The sequence below is a fragment of the Aeromonas rivipollensis genome (genome assembly GCF_037811135.1).
Lineage (GTDB): Bacteria > Pseudomonadota > Gammaproteobacteria > Enterobacterales > Aeromonadaceae > Aeromonas > Aeromonas rivipollensis.
Genome location: NZ_CP149130.1, coordinates 3,000,346 through 3,025,430 on the forward strand (window position 1 = coordinate 3,000,346; position 25,085 = coordinate 3,025,430).

Annotated in this window: 20 protein-coding genes; 8 read left to right on the plus strand and 12 right to left on the minus strand. The window is 63.4% G+C overall.

Annotation, left to right across the window (positions count from 1 at the left end; all coding sequences use genetic code 11):
- Positions 1-33: 33 nt before the first annotated feature.
- Positions 34-621, minus strand: a complete 588-nt coding sequence (locus tag WIR04_RS13470) for a histidine phosphatase family protein (RefSeq protein ID WP_338887584.1) — start codon at positions 619-621, stop codon at positions 34-36.
- Positions 622-1,133: 512 nt separating this feature from the next.
- On the opposite strand from WIR04_RS13470, the gene WIR04_RS13475 reads away from it, so the two are divergent.
- Complete coding sequence (locus tag WIR04_RS13475; RefSeq protein ID WP_338887586.1) at positions 1,134-3,212, plus strand: bifunctional diguanylate cyclase/phosphodiesterase; 2,079 nt, start codon at positions 1,134-1,136, stop codon at positions 3,210-3,212.
- A gap of 501 nt (positions 3,213-3,713) precedes the next feature.
- Positions 3,714-4,829 carry an LPS O-antigen chain length determinant protein WzzB gene (locus WIR04_RS13480; protein WP_338887588.1) on the plus strand — a complete coding sequence of 372 codons (1,116 nt, stop codon included), beginning with the start codon at positions 3,714-3,716 and terminating at the stop codon, positions 4,827-4,829.
- Positions 4,830-4,948: 119 nt separating this feature from the next.
- On the opposite strand, the gene speA is transcribed toward WIR04_RS13480, so the two are convergent.
- The gene (gene speA / locus WIR04_RS13485; protein ID WP_338887590.1) at positions 4,949-6,850 is read right to left on the minus strand and encodes a biosynthetic arginine decarboxylase; all 1,902 of its coding nucleotides are present in this window, start codon (positions 6,848-6,850) and stop codon (positions 4,949-4,951) included.
- 1,060 nt (positions 6,851-7,910) lie between these two features.
- Between speA and pepT the strand changes: the two genes are divergently transcribed.
- Both pepT and WIR04_RS13495 read left to right on the plus strand, forming a co-directional pair.
- Positions 7,911-9,137: a peptidase T gene (gene pepT, locus WIR04_RS13490; RefSeq protein ID WP_338887592.1), complete on the plus strand. Its 1,227-nt coding sequence runs from the start codon at positions 7,911-7,913 to the stop codon at positions 9,135-9,137.
- Between the two features lie 146 nt (positions 9,138-9,283).
- Positions 9,284-11,008 (plus strand): lysophospholipid acyltransferase family protein, encoded by a 1,725-nt coding sequence (locus WIR04_RS13495; RefSeq protein WP_338887594.1) that lies wholly within the window; start codon positions 9,284-9,286, stop codon positions 11,006-11,008.
- 67 nt (positions 11,009-11,075) lie between these two features.
- Here the strand turns inward: WIR04_RS13495 and WIR04_RS13500 are convergent, their stop codons facing one another.
- From WIR04_RS13500 to WIR04_RS13515, 4 genes are all read right to left on the minus strand, one after another.
- On the minus strand, positions 11,076-11,387 hold the full coding sequence (locus WIR04_RS13500) for a SelT/SelW/SelH family protein (RefSeq protein WP_338887595.1): 312 nt from the start codon (positions 11,385-11,387) through the stop codon (positions 11,076-11,078).
- Positions 11,384-12,505, minus strand: coding sequence for an adenosylhomocysteinase (locus WIR04_RS13505; protein ID WP_025326431.1), 1,122 nt, complete (start codon positions 12,503-12,505; stop codon positions 11,384-11,386). Before WIR04_RS13505 ends, WIR04_RS13500 begins: the two co-directional genes overlap by 4 nt.
- A 185-nt stretch (positions 12,506-12,690) precedes the next feature.
- Positions 12,691-13,428 carry a hypothetical protein gene (locus WIR04_RS13510; RefSeq protein ID WP_338887597.1) on the minus strand — a complete coding sequence of 246 codons (738 nt, stop codon included), beginning with the start codon at positions 13,426-13,428 and terminating at the stop codon, positions 12,691-12,693.
- Positions 13,428-13,988, minus strand: coding sequence for a YceI family protein (locus tag WIR04_RS13515; protein WP_025326429.1), 561 nt, complete (start codon positions 13,986-13,988; stop codon positions 13,428-13,430). Before WIR04_RS13515 ends, WIR04_RS13510 begins: the two co-directional genes overlap by 1 nt.
- Positions 13,989-14,098: 110 nt before the next feature.
- Between WIR04_RS13515 and WIR04_RS13520 the strand changes: the two genes are divergently transcribed.
- Complete coding sequence (locus WIR04_RS13520) at positions 14,099-15,001, plus strand: LysR family transcriptional regulator (protein WP_338887600.1); 903 nt, start codon at positions 14,099-14,101, stop codon at positions 14,999-15,001.
- Positions 15,002-15,023: 22 nt separating this feature from the next.
- Here the strand turns inward: WIR04_RS13520 and WIR04_RS13525 are convergent, their stop codons facing one another.
- On the minus strand, positions 15,024-15,431 hold the full coding sequence (locus tag WIR04_RS13525; RefSeq protein ID WP_338887602.1) for a hypothetical protein: 408 nt from the start codon (positions 15,429-15,431) through the stop codon (positions 15,024-15,026).
- A gap of 66 nt (positions 15,432-15,497) precedes the next feature.
- Here WIR04_RS13525 and WIR04_RS13530 point away from each other — a divergent pair, with 66 nt between their 5' ends.
- Complete coding sequence (locus WIR04_RS13530; protein WP_338887604.1) at positions 15,498-17,228, plus strand: formate--tetrahydrofolate ligase; 1,731 nt, start codon at positions 15,498-15,500, stop codon at positions 17,226-17,228.
- Between the two features lie 83 nt (positions 17,229-17,311).
- Here the strand turns inward: WIR04_RS13530 and WIR04_RS13535 are convergent, their stop codons facing one another.
- Both WIR04_RS13535 and folE read right to left on the minus strand, forming a co-directional pair.
- On the minus strand, positions 17,312-18,961 hold the full coding sequence (locus WIR04_RS13535; protein WP_338887606.1) for a methyl-accepting chemotaxis protein: 1,650 nt from the start codon (positions 18,959-18,961) through the stop codon (positions 17,312-17,314).
- A 274-nt stretch (positions 18,962-19,235) separates the two neighbouring features.
- On the minus strand, positions 19,236-19,892 hold the full coding sequence (folE, locus tag WIR04_RS13540; RefSeq protein WP_025326424.1) for a GTP cyclohydrolase I FolE: 657 nt from the start codon (positions 19,890-19,892) through the stop codon (positions 19,236-19,238).
- A 358-nt stretch (positions 19,893-20,250) separates the two neighbouring features.
- Here folE and moeA point away from each other — a divergent pair, with 358 nt between their 5' ends.
- Positions 20,251-21,477 (plus strand): molybdopterin molybdotransferase MoeA, encoded by a 1,227-nt coding sequence (gene moeA / locus WIR04_RS13545; RefSeq protein ID WP_338892579.1) that lies wholly within the window; start codon positions 20,251-20,253, stop codon positions 21,475-21,477.
- Positions 21,474-22,229 (plus strand): molybdopterin-synthase adenylyltransferase MoeB, encoded by a 756-nt coding sequence (gene moeB, locus WIR04_RS13550; RefSeq protein ID WP_338887608.1) that lies wholly within the window; start codon positions 21,474-21,476, stop codon positions 22,227-22,229. The genes moeA and moeB overlap by 4 nt, the downstream gene beginning before the upstream one ends.
- An 81-nt stretch (positions 22,230-22,310) precedes the next feature.
- Here moeB and WIR04_RS13555 read toward each other — a convergent pair whose 3' ends face one another.
- The 3 genes from WIR04_RS13555 to WIR04_RS13565 all read right to left on the minus strand — a co-directional run bounded on the left by WIR04_RS13555 (position 22,311) and on the right by WIR04_RS13565 (position 25,051).
- On the minus strand, positions 22,311-23,123 hold the full coding sequence (locus WIR04_RS13555) for a hypothetical protein (RefSeq protein WP_025326420.1): 813 nt from the start codon (positions 23,121-23,123) through the stop codon (positions 22,311-22,313).
- On the minus strand, positions 23,116-24,159 hold the full coding sequence (parM, locus tag WIR04_RS13560; protein ID WP_234568201.1) for a plasmid segregation protein ParM domain-containing protein: 1,044 nt from the start codon (positions 24,157-24,159) through the stop codon (positions 23,116-23,118). Before parM ends, WIR04_RS13555 begins: the two co-directional genes overlap by 8 nt.
- A 112-nt stretch (positions 24,160-24,271) precedes the next feature.
- Complete coding sequence (locus WIR04_RS13565) at positions 24,272-25,051, minus strand: alpha/beta fold hydrolase (protein WP_303805216.1); 780 nt, start codon at positions 25,049-25,051, stop codon at positions 24,272-24,274.
- Between the last annotated feature and the right edge of the window lie 34 nt (positions 25,052-25,085).

The following is a 25,085-nucleotide window of genomic DNA, read 5'->3' on the forward strand; positions in this document are numbered from 1 at the left end:
GAGCCCAACAAAGGACAGGCCGCCTTCGTATCGTTAACAGGCAATCCGCTCTATGCGGCCGCCGCTGAGTTTGAAGAAGGCATCCTGCGGCAGCTCCTGCAGCCAGGTGGTGGTGTAGTCGAGATCGGCATAGGCGCCGCGCAGCATGGCGCCGAACAGACCGTGGGAGACGACGATGGCCTGCTTGGCAATTCCTTCGTCCTGCAGCCATGCATGGGCCCGGCGCTGAATGCTCTGGAAGCTCTCTCCATTCGGGGCCTGCAGATACCAATCCGGCTCTTCCAGATCGAGCTCGGGATGGGCCGCCAACAGCTCAGGAACCCGGCGGCTCTCCCACTCCCCCATGCCCAGCTCCACCAGCCGTTCGTCCCAGACGATGAGTTCCTTATCCAATCCAAGCTGCTGGCATACCCGCTCCGCCGTCTGTCGGGCACGACCGAGGGGGCTGGCATAAAGGGTCCAGCTCGCGGGCTCAGTCAAGAGATCTGCCAGGCGGGCACCCATGGCGAGGGCCTGGGCTTCGCCTCTGGCGGTCAGATCCGAGTTGCAACGCCCCTGCAGCCTCAGCTCGGCGTTATAGCGGGTCTGGCCGTGGCGCAGCAAATATAGGGTTCGAGACATGGTTTCTCCTGCAGGTTCAACGAGATAACGAAAGCGGGAGACGCATGATAACAGATGTGGAGGGTCAACCAAGGCACAGACGAAGCCAGATACCTATATGGCACTGTGACATCACATCCCAATGGTCATGGTGAACGCAACTCTACGGCAACAATTACCATGCCCAAAGCGCCTCACATGAATGGGGCCCAGCACTACAAAGCGCCTCCAGGACTCTCCCCGAGCAGTATTTCAATGACAGGTCACGACCGGAACGATCTATTCCCAGATTTTCCATACCCCTGTTTTTCAAGCGGGAAAATTTGGAACCCGCCTTTGGATAGGGGGCGGGAGGGCATTGCCATCAAGGGGTAAATTCAGTGTTTTTACTCTGATCCTGGGCCCATTTTGGTGCGTATCGCTGGCCGGTTTGGGGCACCCCTGGTGTACAATCTGCCACCCGATTTCCCAGCCCGGCCATGGCTCAGGCCGTTATCCATCCCAGAGTGAATCAAGTGACCGCGACCCACCCCATGCTCGACAGTTATTACAGCCAGGATCTGGTGTTTTTCTCCATCCTGGTGGCGGTGCTCGCCTCTTACACGGCGCTGAATATGACGAGCCGGGTGAGCCAGAGTCAGGGACGGGCCGCCGCCCTCTGGCTCGCGGGGGGCGCCTTCGCCATGGGATTTGGCATCTGGTCGATGCACTTCATCGGCATGCTCGCCTTCAACCTGCCCATAGCGCTGGGCTACGACCTGACCCTGACCGGCCTCTCCCTGGTGGCGGCCATCGGCTCCTCGGCCTTCGCACTCTGGCTGGTGAGCCGCCCCGAGCTACCCTGGCGCCACGTCGCGGGGGGCGCCCTGCTGATGGGGGCCGGCATCGCCACCATGCACTACATCGGCATGGCGGCCATGAAGATAGAGCCCGGCATTCACTACCACAGCGGCCTCTTCGTCCTCTCCATCCTCATCGCCGTGCTCGCCTCCGGCGCCGCCCTCTGGATTGCGTTTCGCCTGCGCAACAGCTCGCCGCGCGCCTTCTTCAGCAAGGCCCTCGCCTCCCTGGTCATGGGGGCCGCCATCATCGGCATGCACTACACCGGCATGGCCGCCGCCCAGTTCCCCGAGGGGAGCCTGTGCGGCGCCCTCTACACAGGCCTCAATACCCAGTGGCTGGCGACCGTCATCATCCTGGTGACCCTGGCGGTGTTCGCCATCGCCCTGGTCCTCTCCATGCTGGATGCCCACGCCGCCCGCCTCTCGACCTCCTTGCACCTGGCCCACGACGAGCTGCTCAAGCTGGCGCTCCATGACAGCCTGACCCGGCTGCCGAACCGGCTGCTGTTTGCCGACCGGCTGGAGCAGCGCATCCAGGAGTGCCAGCACAATCAGCGCAGCTTCTCCCTGTTGTTTCTCGATCTCGACGGCTTCAAGATCATCAACGATGCCCACGGTCACCACACCGGGGATCTACTGCTGGCCGAGGTGGCGACGAGGATCACCGGGCTGCTCGGCACCAGCGACACCGCCTCGCGCTTTGGCGGCGACGAGTTCGTGCTGGCCCTGGCGCCGGGAGATATCACCCAGACCACGGCCTTTGTCGAGCGGCTGCTGGCCACCCTGGCCCAGCCCTATCCCTGGGAGCATCACAGCCTGCACATCACTGCCAGCATCGGCATCGCCGTCTATCCCCAGGATGGCACCAGCCTGCACGAGCTGACCCTCAACGCCGATGCCGCCATGTACTACGCCAAGGAGCGGGGGCGCAACGACTACTACTACTTCGACAGCGCCATGAATGCCAACGCCCACCAGCAGTTCTTGCTGCAAAAGGAGCTGCGCCATGCCCTGGAGCGGGGGCAGCTCGCCCTGCACTATCAGCCCAAGTACAGCGTCCACAGCGGCGAAGTGGTCGGTGCCGAGGCGCTGCTGCGCTGGCAACACCCGCACCATGGCGCCATCTCCCCGGCGAGCTTCCTGCCCCTGGCGGAGAAGACCCGGCTCATCATCCCCATCGGCAACTGGGTACTGGATGAGGCCTGCCGTCAGATGAGCCGCTGGCGGGAGGCGGGTCATCACGACTGGAGCGTGGCGGTGAACCTCTCCACCATACAGCTGGCCAGCCCCGGCTTGCTGGAGGAAGTGGAGGCCGCCCTGCGCCGCCACCGGCTCGAGGCGCGCCACCTCACCCTGGAGATCACCGAATCCACCGCCATGCAGAACGCCGAGGAGAGCCTGGCCATCCTCAATCGCCTGGCAGAGCTTGGGCTTGGCATCTCCATCGACGACTTCGGCACCGGCTACTCCAGCCTGCTCTACCTCAAACGCTTCCCCGCCAACGAACTCAAGATAGACAGGGGCTTCGTCGCCACCCTGGAGCACGAGGGGGACGATGCCACCATCATCGGCGCCATCATAGCCCTGGGCCAGGCCTTGGGGATGCGCATCGTGGCCGAAGGGGTGGAGACCACGGAGCAGCGCGCCCTGCTGACCCAGCTCGGCTGCGACACCCTGCAGGGCTATCTGCTGGGGCGCCCCATGGCGGGGGAGCAACTGCTGGCTCACTGCAAGGCGCCACTGCCGGCGTCGTACGGCCTGCCCGCCTGAACCGGCCTGACGGGGCAGAGGGCTCCCACTGCGTCATATTTTCCCATCCACTCACCCCTCCCCACGGCAGCCGAGCCGCGGAGGGATCTGCGGCTCAGTACAGTTCACGTACAGACAGCCGGTGCTCTAATCAATTAGTGCCGCGTACGGCGGTGCAGCCCCTTCTTGCTCACGGATATCCCATGGTACGACTGGAACAGATTGCCTGATCTGGTGCAGGAGTGGTGGCAAGGACAATCTCCCTCCCCCATCAACGGGACTGTGCCACGACAGATGACCACCTTGATCCTCCTGAGATGCAGCCGGGTTCAGCCAGTGCCACCACCATGGGCATCCAGGGCAGACGGCTACATAACCGACCAATACACGCCATGTTCGAAAAGTCGATGGCAAATCAACCAGTATCCCACCCGGATCTCCTCCGTGCTGCGACCTTGCCTCCGCCTTTGGGCCTGTGGGAATGAGCGCCAAATGCTACATGACATATATCGGTGACAATCTATGAGCCATTTGGCGACGAATGATAATAACCCCCGTAGAGCGGGTTATCCCTTGCAGATAACAAGGGCCGACGATGAAATAGATCTCTATACACTTTTCGCATTGTTGTGGCAGAAAAAGCGCTGCATCCTTATTAGCGCATTGATCTGTGGCAGCATGGGATTATTGTATGCCATGGTCACTCCCGAGCAGTGGACGGCTCACGCCATCATATATAAACCCAAACAGCGAGACACGCTGGAGCTCGATCGCCTAAGAACCGCTCTCGACATTCAAGGATTGGCCGGCCCCAAGAGCAATAATGCCCTCTACAATGATTTCTTACTGGAATTCAAGTCTTACGACAATATCAGCAGCTATCTGCGCGGCCGCTCCCAATTTAAACAATTCGTAGTGGAACAGGGCCTGAGCCCTCTGGCGCAGCAGCGGCTATTGAGAACATGGTCAGAGTGGATGCTGCTCGAGCCTGCAGACAAGAAGGGGGAACAGCCGGGCATACGCCTCTCTTTTTCTTTCTTTAACAAAGAGGAGGCTGCCTCACTTTTGACGGGATATATGAATTACATCGTTTCATTACAAAATAACGAGCTGTGCGATGCCCTGGAAAATAATAGAAATAGCCAGCGCAGTGCTCTCCTGCTCAGAATAAGGATGAAAACGGAAGACGCAAGGCGCGCGCTGGCCAAAGAAATTAAAAACATTGAATACAGCATGAGTATCGCCAATGCGGCCGGGGTGAATAAACCATTGGAAAATTTCAGCTACGGTGATCGCTTCCCCATCATGCTTGGAAAAGACGGGCTGGCTAAAAAACTGGCCATCCTCAAGTCACTCAAGCCAGAAGCATATATGCCGGAGATAATGGAGCTGCAGGTTCAGCTTGCCAGATTAGAAGGCATCCGCATTGATGCCCTGGCCTTTCGTCCATTCTCTTATCTGGATACACCTGGCCAGCCATTGACGAGAGACAAACCGAAACGTCCGTTGATCCTTGTCCTGACCACAATGCTGGGCGGGATGTTGGGGGTGGCCCTGGTACTGCTCCAGCACGCCTTCAGACAGGGCAGAAGCAAAGACGAGGATGCTCACCGGCCAGCCCTGGCTAACCTGGGGTGACTTTCATCCTCTTGTAAACAAGGCATTGTGCACCTTGCCGGAGAGACAACAAAAACGGCGCCCGAAGGCGCCGTTTTTCATTCCCGTCTTTGCCGCGACGGGGCGAACCAGCCCGTGGCTTATTCGTCTTCCAGATAGGCGTAGCCTTGCAGACCCAGCTCCAGCTCGTCGAGCAGGGCCTTGCGGGTCGCGTCGTCCAGCGCCGGGTGGGAGACGATCCGCTGGTAGTTCTCGCGGATGACGGAGGGGTCGATGTTGACGTAACGCAGCAGCTGGTCGACGGTGTCGCCGCGCACCACGTTGCGGATGTCCATCTTGCCTTCGTCATCGAGCCACACTTCCGCGCAGTGGGTATCACCGAACAGGTTGTGCAGATCCCCCAGGATCTCCTGGTAGGCACCCACCAGGAAGAAGCCGACGTGGCACTCTTCGTTCTCGCCGTAGACCGGCATCGGCAGTGTGCTCTCGACACCCAGACCGTCGACGTAGTGCTCGACCTGACCGTCGGAGTCACAGGTGATGTCCATCAGGATGCCGCGGCGGGTGAGCGGACGCTCGAGGCCGGTGAGCGGCATCACGGGGAACACCTGACCTATGCCCCAGGCATCCGGCAGGGACTGGAACAGGGAGAAGTTCGCGAAGCACTTGTCTGCCAGCTTCTCGGAGAGCTCGTCGGCCAGGGCGCGGTGGTTGCGGTTGACCGGGTTGAGCAGCTCCTTGAGCGCCAAGCAGGTGTTCTGGTGCAGCATCTCGGCCCAGGCGCGCTGCTCCAGGTTCAAGAGACCCATGGTGAACTGGGTGTTCACATCCCCAAGGTCGGCCACGGAATCGTGGAAGATCTCCAGCAGGGAGGGATCTTCACCGCGCAGGTCCAGCCAGCCTTTCCACATGTTCTGCAAGATGGTCGGGGCGTCTTCATCCGGCGCGCTGATGTCGTTCACCTCCACCCCTTCGGCACCAATCAGGTTGGTGACCAGCACGGCGTGGTGGGCGGTCAGGGCACGGCCGGACTCGCTGATGATGGTCGGGTGCGGCAGGTCGAACTCGCGGCACACATCGCCGATGCCCCACACCACGTTGTTGGCGTACTCGGACAGGCTGTAGTTGGCGGAACAGTGGCTCTGGGAGCGGGTGCCCTCATAGTCCACACCCAGGCCGCCGCCCACATCGACCACGTCGATGGGCACGCCCAGGCGGCGCAGTTCGGCATAGAAACGACCGCACTCACGGATGCCGCCCTGGATGTCGCGGATGTTGGCGATCTGGGAGCCCAGGTGGAAGTGCAGCAGTTGCAGGCAGTCCAGCTTGCCGAGGCTGCGCAGACGCTCCACCAGCGCCAGGATCTGGGAGGCGGAGAGGCCGAACTTGGACATGGAGCCACCGCTCGATTCCCACATGCCGGAGCCGGTGGAGGCGAGCTTGGCGCGCACCCCTATGTTGGGCTTGATGTTGAGGCGAACTGACTCGTCCAGCACCATTTCCAGCTCGGAGGGCTTCTCCACCACTATGTAGACCTTGTGGCCCATCAGGTTGCCCAGGAGGGCGTGGCGGATGTATTCGCGGTCCTTGTAACCGTTGCAGACGATCACCGAACCTTGCTCATGATGATGGGACAGCACGGCCAGCAGCTCCGGTTTGGAGCCGGCCTCCAGCCCAAGCCGCGGCTTGTCGCTGTAGGACTGACTGATGGTCTCGATGACGCGACGCTGCTGGTTTACCTTGATCGGGTAAACGCACAGGTAGTCCCCTTCATAGCCTGACTTCTCGATGGCCTGACCGAAGGCGTTGAACAACGCATCGACCCGGCTCTTGAGGATGTCGGGGAAACGCAGCAATACCGGGGTAGTCAGTCCGGACTGGCGCAGCTGTTCGATGGCTTCGGACAGCACTATATGCGCCCCGGGACGAGACTTGTCGGGGGAGACGGTCACATGACCGGCGTCATTGATATTGAAAAAACCCGCACCCCAGTAGGGAACGTTGTAGACCTTCAAGGAGTCCTTGCTGGACCAGTTAGTCATGGGCTATGCCTCGCAAATGAGCGGCCAGAAGGCCGCCTTCGTTACCCTCAATCACATCCAGACCATCGATTGCAACATGCGGCGAGCAAAGGCTGCCTGCGGGCACCCGGTGCGTCACGGCCAGCGGGGGAGGCGTTGTCGCCTGACCCTGGGCCTTGTCACAGCCAGATCATCTATTGCACATCGCGGCAAGCCAAGGCTGCCTGGTGGATCTTGGGAAGTAACGAGTCTTGATGTGGGGCTGGTGGCTTTACATCAAGCTCAACGGTATGCGGTGCCACTCTAATGGGGCACCGCGGTACTTTGATGACAACCGGCATCAGCCACGCCGTTCGTTCATCATTCGGCAGCCATCCCGACAGAAGGAGAGAGGTTCAAGGAAGAGAAGGGTAGACGTCAGCACGCACGCGTGTTGATAAACGACAACCACCACAGCCCGCTCAACGCCAGTGACCGCCCATGACAAGGGAAGATGATGAGCCGTTGGCCCACTCGGTCAGTAGGTGATGAGAGTCTGTTGTTCTCCCTGATACCGGAGCCTAACCGGTATTAAAGAAACCATTCCCCAGCAGTGTCTGTCGTTTCTGCGTGCCTCGCCCTATAGGCGTCTGATCCTGTCGGTGTCTGGCGGCCTCTGCCTGCTCAGGGTTACCCTCGGATCGGCGCGGAGTGTACACACTTACCGGCGCCACTGACAATAAAAAATCGTGTTAAAAAACGGGTTTTGATTGATGGGTCAAATCTTGCTGCCAGCAAGGCTGGCTCTGGGATGGCGAGGGATGAGGCCGCTCGGAATAGGCCCTGAAAATAACAGGGGAACCGGCCATTTTCCCCCACCCCTTGCCAGTGCTGGGCCGGGGGGAAATTCAGCCCTTTCGCATATGCATGACCAGTTTTAAATTCGGAATTTTTATTCAAAACACCTTCAGGTTAGGCCCCCTCCCCCAGCGCCCCCCACGGGATCCCTGCCCAAGAAATTCATCAAAAAATGCGCTGACGCAATAATCAGGCTGGCCGTCTTGTCCACAATGGTCCCTCTTTTGTGGTTTGAGGCCTGCCAATGGATACCCTGCTTGAGCGTTTTCTGCGTTACCTGACTTTTCATACCCGCTCCGATGCGACCAATCCTGCCTGCCCCAGCAGCGAGGGCCAGCTCGTCTTCGCCCGCGCCCTCTTCGAGGAGATGACGCAGTTGGGGCTGACCCAGGTCACCCTGGATGAACACGGCTATCTCACCGCCTGCCTGCCGGGCAACCAGCCAGAGGCGCCAGCCATCGGGCTCATCGCCCACATGGATACCGCCGATTACGAGGCCGCGCAGGTGGTGCCCCAGATAGTCGAGAATTATCAGGGGGGCGACATCTGCCTTGGCAAGGGGGACGAGGTGCTGGCCATTCGCCAGTACCGTTGCCTGAAAAACTACCTGGAGCAGGATCTCATCACTACCGACGGCACCACCCTGCTTGGGGCCGACGACAAGGCGGGCATCGCCGAGATCCTCACCGCCGCCCAGTACCTGCTGGCCAACCCAGAGATCCCCCGCGGGGATCTCTGGATAGGCTTCACCCCGGACGAGGAGATAGGCCGCGGCGCCGATCTGTTCCCCCTGGACAGATTCCCGGCCAAATGGGCCTATACCGTCGATGGGGGTGAACTGGGTGAGCTGGAGTATGAAAACTTCAACGCCGCCAGCGCCACTGTGCGCATCACAGGCAACAACGTGCACCCCGGCACCGCCAAGGGCAGCATGATCAACAGCCAGACCCTGGCCGCCCGCTTCCACGCCGAGATGCCTCCCGAGCAGACTCCGGAGTGCACGCAAGGGTATGAGGGCTTCTTCCACCTGGCCAGGATGGAGGGCACTGTGGAGGAAACCACCCTGCACTACCTCATTCGCGACTTCGACGACGACCACTTCGCCGCCCGCAAGGCCCAGCTCAAGGAGCGGGTCGCCTCCTTGCAGCTCGACTGCCCCAAGGCGCGCATCGAGCTGACGATAGAGGACAACTACCGCAACATGCGCAGCCAGATAGCGCCGCACATGCACATCATCACGCTTGCCAGGGCCGCCATGGAGGCCGCCGACGTGGTCCCCAAGATCAAGCCCATTCGCGGTGGCACCGACGGCGCCCGCCTCTCCTTTATGGGGCTGCCCTGTCCGAACCTCTTCACCGGAGGCCACAACTTCCACGGCAAGCACGAGTTCATCCCGCTGCAATCCATGGAGAAGGCGGTCGCCACCCTGGTGGCCCTGGTGCGGCTCACCTCGGCCTGGCGGGAGCAGTGACGCCGTCCTGAAGGCCGGGCCGGGTAAGAGCAGTAACGGCGGTCTGAGCGGGGCCCTGCGCCCCTATCATCAAACCGTCACGGCGCTGCCACAAAGGGGAAACCGGGGAACGGCACCCTGAGGCAACGTTCCGCGGAGCCTTGCCCATGTTCAACGTCGATACCCTGCTGGGGCAGCATCTGCCCCGCCTCACCAGCCAACCCCTGATCAGTCCCCTGCTCCGGCAGGGGCTGCGCTGGCTGCTCAACGAGGAAGCCTTCGCCGAGTTTGCCGAGCGCCATCCTCACCTGCGCGGCCTCGATTTCGTCGAGCAGGCCCTCGCCACCCTCGATTTTGACTACAGGGTGAGCGAGGCCGAGCTCGAGAACATCCCCGCCAGCGGCCGGGTCATGATAGTCGCGAACCACCCCATAGGATCCCTGGACGGGCTGGCCCTGCTGCGCCTGCTCGGCCGCATCCGCCCCGACGTCAAGATAGTGGCCAACCAGCTGCTGGCGGAGATCCGCCCCCTGCGTCCCCTGCTGCTGCCGGTGGACAACCTGGGGGGCAAGACCGACAGGCGCGCCATCCTGGCCATGGGGGAGCACCTGGCCCAGGAGGGCGCCCTCATCATCTTCCCCGCCGGCGAAGTGTCGCGCCTCGGCCCCAAGGGGGTGAAGGACGGCCCCTGGCAGGGGGGCTTCATCAAGCTCGCCAGGCGCACCCGCACCCCGCTGGTGCCCATTCATCTGGGCGGGCGCAACGGCCTCCCCTTCTATCTCGCCTCCTGGCTCCACAAGCCCGCCTCCGCCCTGCTGCTGGTACGCCAGCTGTTTCGCCAGCAGGGACGGCGCACCTCCCTCACCCTGGGGGAGCGCATCCCGCCCCAGAGTCTCGGGGAGCTCGCCCCCAAGACAGCGGCCGCCCTGGTGCGCCGCCACCTTTATCGCCTCGGCAAGGGGAAGAGGGGCCCCCTGGCAACCGAGGCCCCCATAGCCCTGCCGGAGGAGCGTCGTCAGCTCAAGCAGGCCATGGATGGCTGCGAGCTGCTCGGACAGACCCTGGATGGCCAGCGCATCCTGCTCTATCGCCGCCACGAGCAGGGCCATTCGGTGATACTGCGCGAGCTGGGGCGCCTGCGGGAGATCGCCTTTCGCGCCGTGGGGGAAGGCTCGGGCAGACGGCGGGATCTCGATGCCTTCGACGATGACTACCACCACCTGATCCTCTGGGATCCGGCCCGCCTCGACATCATAGGGGCCTACCGCTTCGCCCCCGTGGCCGAGCTGCTGGCGCGCAAAGGGGTGAGCGGCCTCTACAGCCACACCCTGTTCGGGTTTGAAGAGAGGCTGCTGCCCCGGCTGGAGCAGGCCATCGAGCTTGGCCGCTCCTTCATCCAGCCCGCCTACTGGGGCAAGCGGGGGCTCGACTACCTCTGGTTCGGCATAGGGGCCTACCTGGCCCGCTACCCCCAGTATCGGTATCTGTTCGGGCCTGTGACCCTCTCCGGCAGCCTGCCGCCGGCAGCCAAGGATCTGCTGGTGGGCTTCTACCGCCAGCACTTCGCCCCCGAGCTTGCCCTTGCCCCCTCGCGCCGCCCCTATCCCGAGACGGCGCCCCTGTTCGAGGGGACCGATTACGGCGCCGATCTCAAGGCGCTCAAGGCCCGCCTCGACCACCTGGGCTGCGCCATCCCCACCCTCTACAAGCAGTATTCCGAGCTGTGCGAACCGGGGGGCGTGCAGTTCATGGACTTTGGCATAGACCCCGACTTCAACCACTGCATCGACGGCCTGGTGTGGGTGGACGTGAGCCGCATCAAGCCCCACAAGCGGGCCCGCTACATAGGTTCTCCCGCGAGCGGGACCGATGCCCCGTCGTCTGCCGCCTGATCCCCCGGGCAAAAAAAAGAGAGGGAGGCCTGCGCCTCCCTCTCTCGTTCAACCCCTTGTCCCTCGCCTACTCGGTGGCAGGCTTGCGATCGGCATGACCGAGATCGCGCTCCGGGGATATGAGGTCCCGCACCCGCTGCTTGATCTCTTTGGCCTCGGGGAAGCCCTCGTCGGCCACCCTGTCCCACACCTGTATCCCGTTGACCAAGATCTTGAATTCCCCCTTGCTGGCGGGTACCAGCGCCACCTCGCCGAGATCGCTGTCGAAGGTGGAGAGCAACTCCTGGGCCAGCCAGGCGGCGCGCAGCATCCAGCGGCAGAGGGTGCAGTAGCGGATCTCGATGCGCGGCTTGCTGACCGGGGTCTGTCGTTCTGTCATGCGATGACTCCATGAAAATCGGTTAACCAGTGGCGGGCTATGGTCTGCATGGTGGCCTGGGGCAGCTCGAGCAGGCCGGGGGCAGGACTCTGCCCGGCCAGCTGGTGCACCCCTTCGATGATCTCCGCCAGCACCAGATAGACGTACTCGCCGATGACGGCGCCGTGGACGAAGTTTACCGCCTCGCCGCGATTGAGCAGGAAGATGGTGCTGCCATCCGGGCGCGTGAGCGCCAGCACATGGGGGCACACCTCCTCGCTCGGCCAGGGCAGCTGGGAGAGGCAGAAGGCGAACTCGTCATCCGCCGAGGTGACAGAGGCCACCATGGCGCCGGGGCGCAGCGCCTGCAAGTCGGCGATGTCCAGGGCCCCGTTGCCGGTGCAGCAGATCACCAGCTCGGCGCGGCCGAGGGCCTCGGCCTTGTTCACCAGCTTGAAGCCGTGGGAGAGCGCCTCCACCTGGCGCAGGGCATCCGTCTCCACCAGCTCCAGGTGCAGGTTGCGGCAGCGCAGCTCGCGGGCGATGCTGCGCCCCACCTTGCCATAGCCGAACAGGGCGGCCTGGCAGACGTTGAAGGTGCGCCTCAGGGTACGCGCCAGGGACTCGGCGGAGTAGACCACGCTCAGGCCGATCTGGATGTCTTCCGCCTGCTTGAGGGGACTGCGCGCCACCGAGATGACGGGGGCGGCCAGCAGCTCCTGTTCGTAGCGCTGATGGCCGTTTTCGGTCATCTCCACCACCCCGAGAAAACGCTCGCCGAAGTGTTCAGAGAGCACCGCCTGGGTCTTGGCGAAGTAGCCGCCTATGTCCAGGATGATGAGCCGCTCATGCTCCCGCACCAGGGGGGCAATCTGGGCTATGACGCCCTCGGGATCCGAGGTCCAGTGGCGATTGAGGGGCAGCACTGGGTAGTGCTGCTGGGCCCAGGCCAGGGTCGGCCCGTGAACGGACTTGGGTTTGGGCAGGATGGCGCCGACCCGCCCCACCCCATCGAGCACCTGGATGAAATGGGGCCGGTCCGGGAGCAGGTGGGTCACCAGCAGAATGCAGAGATCCCCGAGGCGTCCCTGCTCGGTGAAATGGCGAAAAAACAGATGCTCAGATCCCTGACTGCGCAACTGTGGCCTCCTTAGCGTGCCGCGAGAAAGCAGGCAAACAGAACCCGGCATAGCCGGGTTCTGTGTGTGTCCAGATAATTGAAAATCCTTTTTATCTGAAAGCACCATGGGGCTCAATCTTTATCTGTGCAGACTTTGACTAACCCATCAATTTATAAGGTAATAGTCTGTTTTTCATGCAGAAATTAATAAAGTGATGCTGCTGGCCAGACCCACCACAGACTCAAACCAGCACCAATTGCCCCGACCAGGATCAGCAGACCCCAACGAGACAATCCCGGGCGCTTGCGCAGGGCCCACTCCAAGAGCGGCAGCAACCAGACCGGCAGCAGGACCAGCAGCGGGACTTCCACATATTGCCAGGCCAGCATCTGTACGAAGGCCAGCGCCAGCGCCAGGGCGGCCGGGGTCACCTTGACCCCCGCAAAGGCACCGAGCAGGGCACGGAAACCGGCGAAGGCAGCCAGGGCGCCCGCCAGCTGGGCGATCAGCAAGCTGCCATCGATGCCGATGACCAGCGCCAGCCAGATGAAGCCCAGGGCAAAGCCCAGCCCCTCCTCGCTGTCACCGCGCCAGCCCGTCCAGCCGAACCAGGCGATGGCGGGCAAGAGGGCCAGCCAGATGCGCGGCTCGATGGCGAGGACCGAGGCCAGCCCCTGCCACCACACCAGGGCACCGAGCCCGGCGAACAGCACCAGGGCGATGCCCTTGTCTGCCAGTTGCAGCGCCATGGCGGGCACCAGCAGGCACAGCGGCAGCCACTGCCACGCCTTGACCGGCAGGCCATAGGCGCCGCCCAGCAGGCAGCCCACCAGCCAGAGCGCGAGCGCCCCCCACAGATAACCCAGTCGTGGCCAGCGCCATGACAGCAAAGCGGCCCCCAAAGGGGCCGCCAGGGTTTGTAGCAAGAGTGCTGCGCCCATTACTTGCGCACACCTTCGACGAACAGGTTGATGCTCATCTCGTCCGGAATGCCCGGCAGCATGTAGTTCACGCCAAAGTCGCTGCGCTTGATGGTGGTGGTGGCGTTGAAGCCGCTGCGGTAGCCGCCCCAGGGATCCTTGCCTTCACCGATGTGGACCATGTCGAAAGCCACGTCCTTGGAGACGCCGTGCAGGGTCAGGGTGCCCTTGAGCACGCCCTTGTCCTTGGTGCCTTCATAGCCGGAGCTGACGAAGGTCATCTTGGGGTACTGCTTGACGTCCAGGAAGTCGGGGCTGCGCAGGTGCTTGTCGCGGGCCTCGTGGTTGGAGTCCACGCTGGCGGCGTCGATTTCGAAGCTCGCCTTGGCGGCAGTCGGATTGGCATCATCCATGCTGAAGGTGCCGCTGAAGGTGTTGAACCGGCCGACCAGCTCGGAGAAGCCGAGGTGGCCCACCTTGAACTGGACTGTGGTGTGAGCCGCATCGACATCGTAGTCGGCCGCCATCAGGGGAGCCGCCATAAACAGGCAGGAAGCCAGCAGGGCCTTGGTCATTTTCATTCCGATCGTTCCTTCATTGGGGGGTTCACATCGATACCCGACATGCTAACCTCCGAGCAGGAATGGATAATCATCGATTTATTAAAATAATTATCAACCGAGAGTGGAATATGGATCAGATAGCCGCCATGCGCACCTTCATCAAGGTGGTGGAGTGCCAGAGCTTTACCAAGGCCGCCCATCAGCTCGGCATCTCGGTCGCCATGACCTCCAAGCTGATGCAGCAGCTCGAGGAGTCATTGTCGACCCGGCTGCTGTCACGCACCACCCGCCAGGTCAACCCCACAGAGGCGGGCCAGTTCTACTACCAGCGCTCCCTGGCCCTGCTGGCGGAGCTGGAAGAGACCCACAGCCAGCTCACCCACAACAACCAGCAGCCCCAGGGCACCCTCAAGCTGTCGGTGCCCATGGACTTTGGCTACCTGCACCTCTCCCCCGCCCTGCCGCTGTTTCGCGAGCGGTTTCCCGAGCTCAAGCTGGAGATAGAGTACAGCGACCGGCGGGTGGCGCTGGTGGAGGAGGGTTTCGATCTGGCGCTGCGGATCGGCAACCTGCCGGATTCCTCCCTGGTGGCCAAGCCGCTCGCCACCATGAAGCTGGTGGTGTGCGCCAGCCCCGAATACCTGGCCCGCAGGGGCACCCCAAAGACCCCGGAGGATCTCAAGCAGCACGACTGCCTCATCTATACCCTGACCCAGCCGGACTGGGTCTTCAAACGGGATGGGGAGCAGCAAAGCGTGCGCCCCCAGGGGCCCCTTCGCGCCAATAATGGCGTGGCCCTGACCCGGGCAGCCTGCGACCACCAGGGCATCATATTGCAGCCCACCTTCATCGTCGGGGATGCGCTGCGCTCAGGCGCCTTGGTGCCCCTGTTGCCGGAATGGGAGAAGGGACAGGTGGGGCTCTATGCCCTCTATCCGCACCGCCGTTTCGTCTCGGCCAAGGTGCGCTGCTTCATCGAGTTCGTGCAGGAGCGCTACCTGGCCCCCCACTACTGGGACAGGGAGACCTGAGCTCGGGCCGGAGGGAGGCTGATCAGGGGGTGGGGACGACCGGCAGCTCGGCCACCAGCAGCAGATCGCGCAAAGTCAGCTGCCAGCGCGGCAGGCGCCGTGCCAGGGTGGCGAGCTGCTCCTCGCCAAGCGCATAGGGCAGGGTGATGTGCAGACAGTGGCAGTCCAGCATGGCCGCCAGTTGCAGGATCAGCGCGAGGTTGGCCTCGTCCGTCTTGCGCTTGTTGATGCGCTTGGCGAGCTCCTGGCGAAAGTGGGTCTCGGGATCCTGGGTCATCGCCTGCCAGCCGTAGCCGAACAGCGGGACCAAGGCGCTGACGATGCCAAGGGCGGTGAGCGGCTGCTTGGGAGGATGGTAGAGGGCATTGAGATCCAGCAGTATGGGGCTTTGATGGGGCTCACGACTGCCGGATAAAATAGTATTACTCATTGGATAACCTTATTGATTCCTCTAGACTTCGCCGCATCTTTGACCTGACATGCCAACGAGGTGCTGATGCTAAGCGATATCGAGATCTCCCGCCAGTCCCCCCGTCTCTCCATCCAGGCGCTGGCCGAACGCCTCGCCATCCCGCCCCACCAGCTCAGCCCCCAGGGCCACCACAAGGGCAAACTCAGTCTCGAACTGCTCAAGTCCCGGCCCGGACGGGCAGGTCAGCTGGTGCTGGTGAGCGCCATCACCCCCACGCCCCTTGGCGAGGGCAAGACGGTCACCACCCTCGGCCTCTCCATGGGCCTCAACCACATAGGTCGGCCCAGCATCGCCACCATACGCCAGCCGAGTCTCGGGCCGGTGTTCGGGGTCAAGGGGGGCGCCGCCGGGGGCGGACATGCCCAGGTGGTGCCTATGGAGGAGATGAACCTGCACCTCACCGGGGACTTTCATGCCCTGAGCGCCGCCCATAATCTGGCGGCGGCGGCCCTGGATGCCCGTCTGTTCCACGAGCAGAAACTGGGGGACCAGTTCAGCGCCAGGACAGGCCTCTCGCGCCTCGAGATAGACCCGGCCAACATCCTCTGGCCGCGCACCCTGGACATGAACGACCGCGCCCTGCGCCATCTCACCCTGGGCCAGGGTGGCCCCGCCGACGGGGTGGAGCGTGCCGACCGCTTCGTCATCACCGCCGCCTCCGAGCTGATGGCCATTCTGGCGCTGGCCAGCGATCTGAAAGACCTGCGCGCGCGCATCGGCCGCATCCAGCTGGCGCTGGACATCCATGGCAACCCCATCACCGCCGAGCAGCTGGAAGTGGCGGGCGCCATGACGGTGCTGCTCAAAGACGCCCTGCAACCGACCCTGATGCAGACCACGGAGCAGACCCCGGTGCTGGTGCACGCCGGCCCCTTCGCCAACATCGCCCACGGCAACTCCTCGGTCATCGCCGATCGCATGGCGCTCGGGCTCACCGATTACGTGGTGACAGAGGCGGGCTTTGGCTCCGACATGGGGCTGGAGAAGTTCTTCAACATCAAGAGCCGCCAGTCCGGCATCACCCCCGCCTGCGTGGTGCTGGTGGCCACGGTACGTGGCCTCAAGGCCAACAGCGGCCTGCTCGACATCCGCCCCGGCCAGCCGCTGCCGGCGAGCCTGCAAGGGGAAGACCTGCCCACCCTCAAGCAGGGCTGCGCCAACCTCGCCTGGCATATCCAGAACGCCCGCCGTTACGGGGTGCCCGTGGTGGTCGCCATCAACCGCTTCCCGAGCGACAGCCAGGCCGAGCTGGATCTGCTGGCCCGCGAGGCGCTGGCCGCTGGCGCCTGTGACGCCGCCATCTCCCACGCCTTCACCGAGGGGGGCGCGGGCGCCAGCGAGCTGGCCCGGGCCGTGGTCGCCGCCTGTGCGCTGCCAAGGGACGTCAAGCTGCTCTACCCAAACGAGATGAGCCTCGGCGCCAAGCTCGCCACCCTGGTGGAGTGCGGCTACGGCGGGCGCGGGGTGCGGCTCTCGGACAAGGCGCGCCAGCAGTTGGCGCGGCTCTCGGCCGAGGGCTGGGATCACCTGCCCATCTGCGTGGCCAAGACGCCGCTCTCCATCAGCCATGATCCGGCCATCAAGGGGGTGCCGACGGACTTCGAGGTGCCCATCGAGGAGGTGAAGCTCTGCGCCGGCGCCGGTTTCGTCTATGCCCTGGCGGGCCCCATCATGACAATGCCTGGCCTTGGCAGCCTGCCGGCCTATCGCCATATCGATATCGACGACGACGGCGAGATAGTGGGGCTGAGCTGACGGCCGCCATGGCAGCCCGCCAGAAACAACAAGGCCCCGCCAATTGGCGGGGCCTTCTGCTATCTGCCGGGTGGCAGCAAGATTTAGAGGGTAAAACGCTGAGTCATATGGTGCAGATTGTTGGCCAGCTTGCTCAGCTCGACACAGGCCTGGGCTGTCTGCTGCGCTCCCTGGGCGTTCTCGTCGGCGGCATTGTGGATGTTCACTATGCTGCGGTTGAGCTCCTCGGTCACCGCGTTCTGCTCTTCGGTGGCGGTGGCGATCAGGGTGTTCATGTCGCTGATATGGGTGACGGCGCCGTTGATGCTGTCGATGCTGTCCCCCGCTTCCCGTGCCAGCCCGACGCTCTCCTGCATCTGCTGGCGGCTCAGTTGCATGGCGTTGCCCGCTTCGGCGGTGCGCTCCTGCAATAGCTCTATCATCTTGCTGATCTCGGCGGTGGAGGCCTGGGTACGCTGGGCCAGGGAGCGCACTTCGTCCGCGACGACCGCAAAACCACGCCCCTGCTCGCCGGCCCGGGCCGCCTCTATGGCTGCGTTGAGTGCCAGCAGGTTGGTCTGCTCGGCGATGCCGCGAATGACATCCAGCACCATGCTGATGCTGGCACTGTCCGCTTCCAGCTGCGACACCACTGCGCCCGCCTGCTCTATCTGCAGGGACACCTGCTCTATGCTGCCGATGGCGCTGCGCACCACCTGGTTGCCCTGGGTCGAGGTGCGAGAGGCATCCTTGGCCGCGCTCATGGCATCCGTGGTGTTGCGGGCCACCTCATTGACGGTGGACTGCATCTCGTTCATGGCGGTGGCCACCTGGGAGACCTCGCTCTGCTGGCTGGCCATGCCCTTGGCTGACTGCTCGGAGATGGCGCTCACCTCCTCCACAGCGCTGCTGAGCTGGCTCACCGAACCGGCTATCTCGCTCACCAGGTCCGCCAGCGCGCCCTGCATGCGGTCGATGGCCGAGCCGAGCTGACCCAGCTCGTCGCGGTTGAAGCGACTGCCACGGATCCACTCCTGCAGCTCCCCCTTGCCCAGATCGCCGCTCGCGATGCGCTGGGCCTGACGGGCCAGCATGATGAGCGGGTCGCGGATCTGGCGGGTCAGCACCACCGAGAGACAGACCACCAGCACCAGACCGACCAGCAGGGCCAGGGTGACGCTCAGTTTGGCGGAGTCATACGCTCCTACCACCACCTTGCGGGAGGCGTCGGCATAGCCATGGTTGATGCGTACCAGGTCGCCAACCGATTTGGCCAGGTTGGTGTAGAGGGTGATCCCCTCCCCCATGAAGAGGTGCTGGGCCTCGCTCATCTGACCGGCGTCCTGCATCTGCCTGATGCGCTGGTGCAGGCCGAGGTACTTCTCCCAGTCACCCTTGACGATGTCGAAGGTGCGGCGCTCCTCCACATCCTCCGCCCAGATGGTGGCATCGTGGGCCGCTATCTGCTGCCCGGCCTCCCTCAGGCTCTTCTCGCTCTCGTTGCGGTAATGGGCCTGCTGCTGGGGATCGTCCGCCACCAGAAAGACATCCAGCTCATAGCGGCGCACCGCATTGATGGTCTCGCCCAGGGTGCTGGTGCGCACCACGGCGGGCAGTATGCTGTCGGTAAATCCGATGGCGGCCCGGTTCATGGTGCTGAATTCAAACAGTGAAAAGCCGCCGATAAAGGCCATCATCAGGCCGAGTACGGCAAAGCCGGCGGTGAGTTTCTTGCCTATCGTCATGGTGTTCATGGCATGTCCTGCATATGGGTCATCAAGTGGCATTCGTCGGTGCCGGCCCTTCGAGGCGCGAGCACACTAGCTGCCATCCATAGCAGTCATTCAAACCTCATCCGTATCGGCACGGACGAGGGGGCCAAACGGGTGTCAAACAGGCCATCCCGTGGCACGGTGAGCTGTATCGGCCCCCGCGGGCATCACTTTAGAATTTTTTCAGAAAAAAACCGGAGCGGCAGACGGGAGGGGAAGAAGCCGGGGCATGTCGGTGGGACATGCCCCTGGGTGACTAGCCTTTCAGGCCACCGAGGAACTCGGCACGGGTCTCTGGCTGGGTCTTGAAGACACCGCCGAGGGAGGTGGTGGTGGTATAGGAGGTCGAATCCATCACCCCACGGGCCTTCACGCAGAAGTGGGTCGCCTTGATGCTGATGGCCACGTCCCTGGTACCGAGCAGGGTCTGCAGCGCCAGCAGTATCTGCTGGGTGAGCCGCTCCTGCACCTGGGGACGGCGGGCGAAGAACTGCACTATGCGGTTGATCTTCGACAGCCCGATCACCTTGCCACGGGGGATGTAGGCCACGTGGGCCAGCCCGTCGATGGTGACGAAGTGGTGCTCACAGGTGCTGGTGAGACTGATGTCCCGCACCATGATCATCTCGTCCACCTTCATCTTGTTCTCGATCACCGTCACCTTGGGGAAGGTGGCGTAGTCGAGGCCGGAGAAGATCTCGTTCACGTACATCTTGGCGATGCGGTGCGGCGTCTCGGCCAGACTGTCATCGGCCAGATCCAGCCCAAGCGTCTCCATGATGGCGCGCATATGGCCTTCGATGTTTTCCTTCTTCTGCTGGCCGTTCAACCCATTGGCCACCAGTGGTGTCTCGAGGCCCTCGGCCTCGAGCGCTGCCCTGACCAACAGGGCTTCCTGGCTAAAGCTCGTCATCTTGTTTCTCTCCCACGCTCAGGGACTGTGCTGGCCATCGACCTGGTGTCGTGGCGCAATGTTACAGGGCGATTATTGTCATAATTCAAACTAACTCAAGCCCGGCACCTGACTTTATGCCAAACCGCCCCGTTTTACCCTATGCCCCCCTCCCCGTTCGGGGGGCATAGGGTCAATGATCCGGCAACTCCCCATGCCACACCCTGCCATGCCACCCACAAGGAGGTAATTCAAGGGGGTGACCGCCCCCGTCATCCAGGCAAAAGCGGCTTTCTCCCCCCTTCCTGCGCGATCCGCCTGCCCATGGGGGCGGATTTTTGGGATAATCCGCCCCCTATACACCAGAGAGGTCATGATGATGGGATTCGATACCGGTGCACTCCTCCCCTTGGACAAGGCCCTGCAAGGGATGCTGGAACAACTCAGCTGCCGCTGCGAGACGGAGCAGTTGCCGCTGCCCCAGGCGCTGGATCGGATACTGGCCGAGGAGATAAGCTCCCCCCTGTCGGTGCCCCCCTTCGACAACGCCGCCATGGACGGCTATGCCGTGCGCCTGGCCGATCTCGCCGCCGGCGCCCCGCTCCCCGTGGCGGGCAAGGCCTTCGCCGGCCAACCCTATGAGGGGGAATGGCCAGCCGGTCACTGCATCCGCATCATGACCGGCTCCCCTGTGCCGGCGGGCACGGAGGCGGTGGTGATGCAGGAAGAAACGCAGGAAGGCGCCAACGGGATCACTTTTCTGACGACCCCCTTCCTTGGCCAGAACATCCGCCGCCGTGGCGAGGACCTGGCCGAAGGATCCCGGGTGCTGGCCAGCGGCCTTCGCCTCAGCCCCCGGGAGCTGCCGCTGCTGGCCTCCTTGGGCATCGCCACTGTGACGGTGCGCCGCCCCCTCAAGGTGGCCATCTTCAGCACGGGGGACGAGCTCAAACCCCTGGGAACCCCCCTCGCCCATGGCGACATCTATGACTCCAACCGTTACGGCGTCAAGGCCATGCTGACCCGCATGGGCATAGACTGCCTGGATCTTGGCATCATCCCCGACGATCCGGCCGCCCTGCGCGCCGCCTTCCTCCAGGCCGACCGCGAGGCCGATGCCCTGATCACCACGGGGGGCGTCTCGGTCGGGGAGGCAGACTTCACCAAGCAGTTGCTGGAGGAGCTTGGCGAAATCGGCTTCTGGAAGCTCGCCATCAAGCCGGGCAAGCCCTTTGCCTTCGGCCGCCTGCCTAACGCCTGGTTCTTCGGCCTGCCGGGCAACCCCGTCTCCGCCATGGTCACCTTCGATCAGCTGGTGCAACCGGCGCTGGCCAGGCTGGCCGGCCACCACTTCGCGCGCCCCCTGCCGCTGCAGGCCATGGCTGCCGAGCCCCTCAAGAAGGCGCCGGGGCGCCTGGACTTCCAGCGCGGCATCCTGAGCCTTGGCCCGAACGGCCTGGAGGTACGCAGCACCGGTTCCCAGGACTCCGGCGTCTTCAGCTCCCTGTCCCGGGCCAACTGCTACATCGTCCTCGAGCAGGCACGGGGCAAGGTGGCCGCCGGTGAGACGGTCACCGTCGAGCCCTTCTCGGGGCTGCTGCTGTGAGCGAGATCCTGAGCGATGCCGAGCTCCTTCGCTACAACCGCCAGATAGTGCTCAAGTCTTTCGACTTCGAGGGGCAGGAGGCGCTCAAGCAAGCCCGGGTGCTGGTGATAGGCGCCGGGGGCCTGGGCTGCGCCGCCAGCCAGTACCTGGCGGTGGCCGGGGTCGGCCACCTCACCCTGGTGGATTTCGATCGGGTGGAGCTCTCCAATTTGCAGCGCCAGGTGCTGCACAGAGACGAGCGCATCGGCATGTACAAGGTGGACTCCGCCGCCCTGGCACTGCGGGCCCTCAATCCCTGGCTCGAGGTGGAGACTCACGCCCTCCTCGCAGACGAGGCGCTGCTCGATGCCCTGCTGCCCAGCCACCAGCTGGTGCTCGACTGCACCGACAACGTCGCCATCCGTAACCTGCTCAACCAGCGCGCCCGCCAGCATCGGGTGCCGCTGGTGTCCGGTGCCGCCATCCGGCTGGAGGGGCAGCTGTGCAGCTTCACCTGGCAGGCGGACGAGCCCTGCTACGCCTGCCTGAGCGCCCTCTTTGGCGAGCAGTCACTGACCTGTGTCGAGGCCGGGGTGCTGGCCCCCGTGGTCGGGCTGGTGGGCAGCCTGCAGGCGCTGGAAGCCATCAAGCTGCTGGCGGGCATGGGCAGGAGCCACAGCGGCCGCCTGCTGATGATCGACGGCCTGGGTGGCAGCTTTCGCGAGATGAAGCTGCCCAAGCGCCCGGACTGCCCGGTCTGCTCCCAGCCCTGAGTGGCAAAACGCACCCACAAAAAAGCCGAACCCTGGGGTTCGGCTTTTTTGCATGGGCACGCAGAGACCCAGGCTTGCGCCCTAGAAGATTCCCTTGGCCTTGACCTTCTTCATGTTCGCGACCTGGCTCGAGAGATCCTCCACCAAAGGCTCAGCCTCGGCACCTGCCGCCCCCTGGCGGGCCGGGGCGCTGGCCAGTCGCTGGATCAGCCGGTGCTGCTCGCGGATGAGCCGGGATTGCTCCTCCAGCTGGCGAGAGAGCAGCTGGATGCTGCTGGCAAGGGGTGCCAGATCCTGCTCCGCCGCCGCCACGGGCAGCTTGCCCGCTATGGTTTCGGCCAGCAGATCGTGATCGAGCGGGGCAGGCAGCCCCTGCCTCAGCTCATCCCACAGCTCGGTGGGCTGCTGCTCGCCGAGCCGGCTCACTATCTCGTCCACCAGATGATCCGAAGAGGGCAGGGCCTGGGGCTGACCCAGGCGTTGCACTATCTCTTCCACCATCTGGGCACTGTTGTCCTGACCAAGGCGGGGGGCCAGCCTGGCCACTATCTCGTCGATCAGGGTGTCGCTCACGGCAGGGGCTGCCCCCTCCCCCAGCGCGAAGCCACAGCTGGCGAAGACATGGCGCAAGGTTTCGAAATTCACCTGCTCGGGGCCGAAGGCATTGGCCACCGCCTTGCACAGGCTGGGGGCCAGCACATACATGAACATGCCGGAGAGGTAGATGTCCTTGTGAAAGCGACTCTTGGAGAAGTCGAACTCCTCCACATCGTCCTGGATCTTGCGCGCCCGCTGGTACCAGCTCTGCAAGACCCCGGCGGCATAGCGATCAGACTCCAGCGCACCCGGATCCATGAAGATGGAGAAGGTCATGCGCTTGAGCTGGCTACTCATCCGCCACCCCGGCCATCACGGCCGCTTCCCGGTAGACTTCTTCCTCTTCCGTGGTGTAGAGACAGATCTCCCGGGCCAGGGCGGACTGGGCATCGTCCAGCAGCTCCACCCTGTCACCCAGGGTCGGGTAGGCGGCCTTGATGGCCTCATGGATCAGGGAAGCGCCGCCGCCAACCAGGTAGACCCGGTTCGGGTTCTTGGCGAACTTCTTCGCCTCGTGCGCCACCTGGGAGCCCAGCTCGTCGATCTTGTTCTGCATCTTCTCGAGGATCTTGGGGATCTGGCTCTCGTCGTTGACCACGTCCCGCACGAAGCTCATGTCGTGGCGACGCTTGATGAACTCGTTGGCCACCAGATAGCTGGAGTCGCTGTCTGCCGCCGCCAGTGCCTTGCGAGTGGCGTCTGTCACCATGGAGACGCCGATCTCGTTGTTGCCATACACATCGGAGACGTCGTCAAACTCGCCGACGATGATCCCCATGTCCAGGGTGGTGCCACCGCAGTCGATCACCAGCGTCTTGGTGAACTCGTTGCAGCCAGAGCCGATCAGGCGGGAGAGTGCCGCAGGCAGGCTCTCCGGCATGACTTCCACGCTGACGATGTTGAACAGCTCCCCCTTGTTGAGGCTGATGGCCCGCATCAGGTTGCGCCGCTTCTTCTCTATCTTCTCTTCGTTGCGCTGGCAATCGTCCGGGTTGTAGAACTCGGTGATGGGCAGGGTGACAGTGATGGCCACGTCGCAGGGGGTCACGCCGGTCTGCAGCAGGGCGTGGTGCACGGAGAGCAGGTTGAGATCGTCGTACTGGTACTCCACATGGGTGGTCGCCAGGGACTTGTCCGAGGTGGCGTCATAGGTGTACTTGGTGTTGCCTATTTCGTAGTTGTAGATCTTCTTGTCCTTGCGCAAGGCGGCGCTCTTCCAATCCTTGCGAAAGGAGTTGGGGGAGATGATGGTCTTGAGCACCTTGTTCTCGATCCAGCTCACCTTGACGTTGGTGGAGCCATCATCGATGGCCATTTTCATTACTTCAGACATGAGGAAATACCTGTTAAATAGAGCAAAATGGGTCCGATTGCCTTGCCTTGTGCCATTGGCAAGGCGATCGGACCAATACATACACGGGTAATAAGGCTAAGGGGCGACAAGTTTAATGAGTTTCTAAAATCCGGTGAAGCAAATGATTGAACCCGGCGGGATCTTCCGCAGGCCAGGCGTGATGGCCCTCCGGGGTATGGATGCTGGCGTTGGGCAGGGAGGCGAACTGCTCCACCCGTTTGGCGAGCGGCAGGTAGTCGTGGCTGGTGGAGATGATGGCCACCGGCTGCCAGAGGCTACCGAGCCGGGCGCGCACCGACCAGCCGGGCAGCGCCTCCAGCAGCGCACGATAAGTCTTTTTCTTGTTGCTGCGCACGAAGCGCAGCCGGAAGGTGTGGCGCACCTGGGCGAGCTCGGGACCGGGGAAGAGCTCGCGCCCCAGCCACCAGGCCAGCGGCCGCATGCCAAACCAGCGCAGCCACTTGAGGCGCATGGCATGGCGCTCCTGCTCTTTCGGCGTCTCCAGCAGAAACTCGCTGAAGCCGTTGACCAGTACCAGCCCCTGCACCTTGTGGGGCAGTCGCAGCGCCAGCTCCAGCGCCACCATGGCCCCGAGAGACAGCCCCACCACCCAGGCGGGTTCCGGCTGCTCCTCGAGCCAGCGGGCCACGTCCGCCGCCAGGGTGGGCACGTCGAAGGGGCCCTCCTGCATGCTCTGGCCGTGGCCGCGCAGGTCCAGCGCCACCACCCGGTAGTGCTGGGAGAAGTGCTCGATCTGGGCCTGCCAGTCGAGGCTGGAGGAGCCAAGGCCGTGCAGCAGGAGCAGCAAGGGGCCCTCCCCCGCGCTGCGCAGGGCCAATCCATGGGATTTCATTACCTGGTTACGACGCACCCGTGCTCTCCCTCTCGACTCGATAGCGGCCATC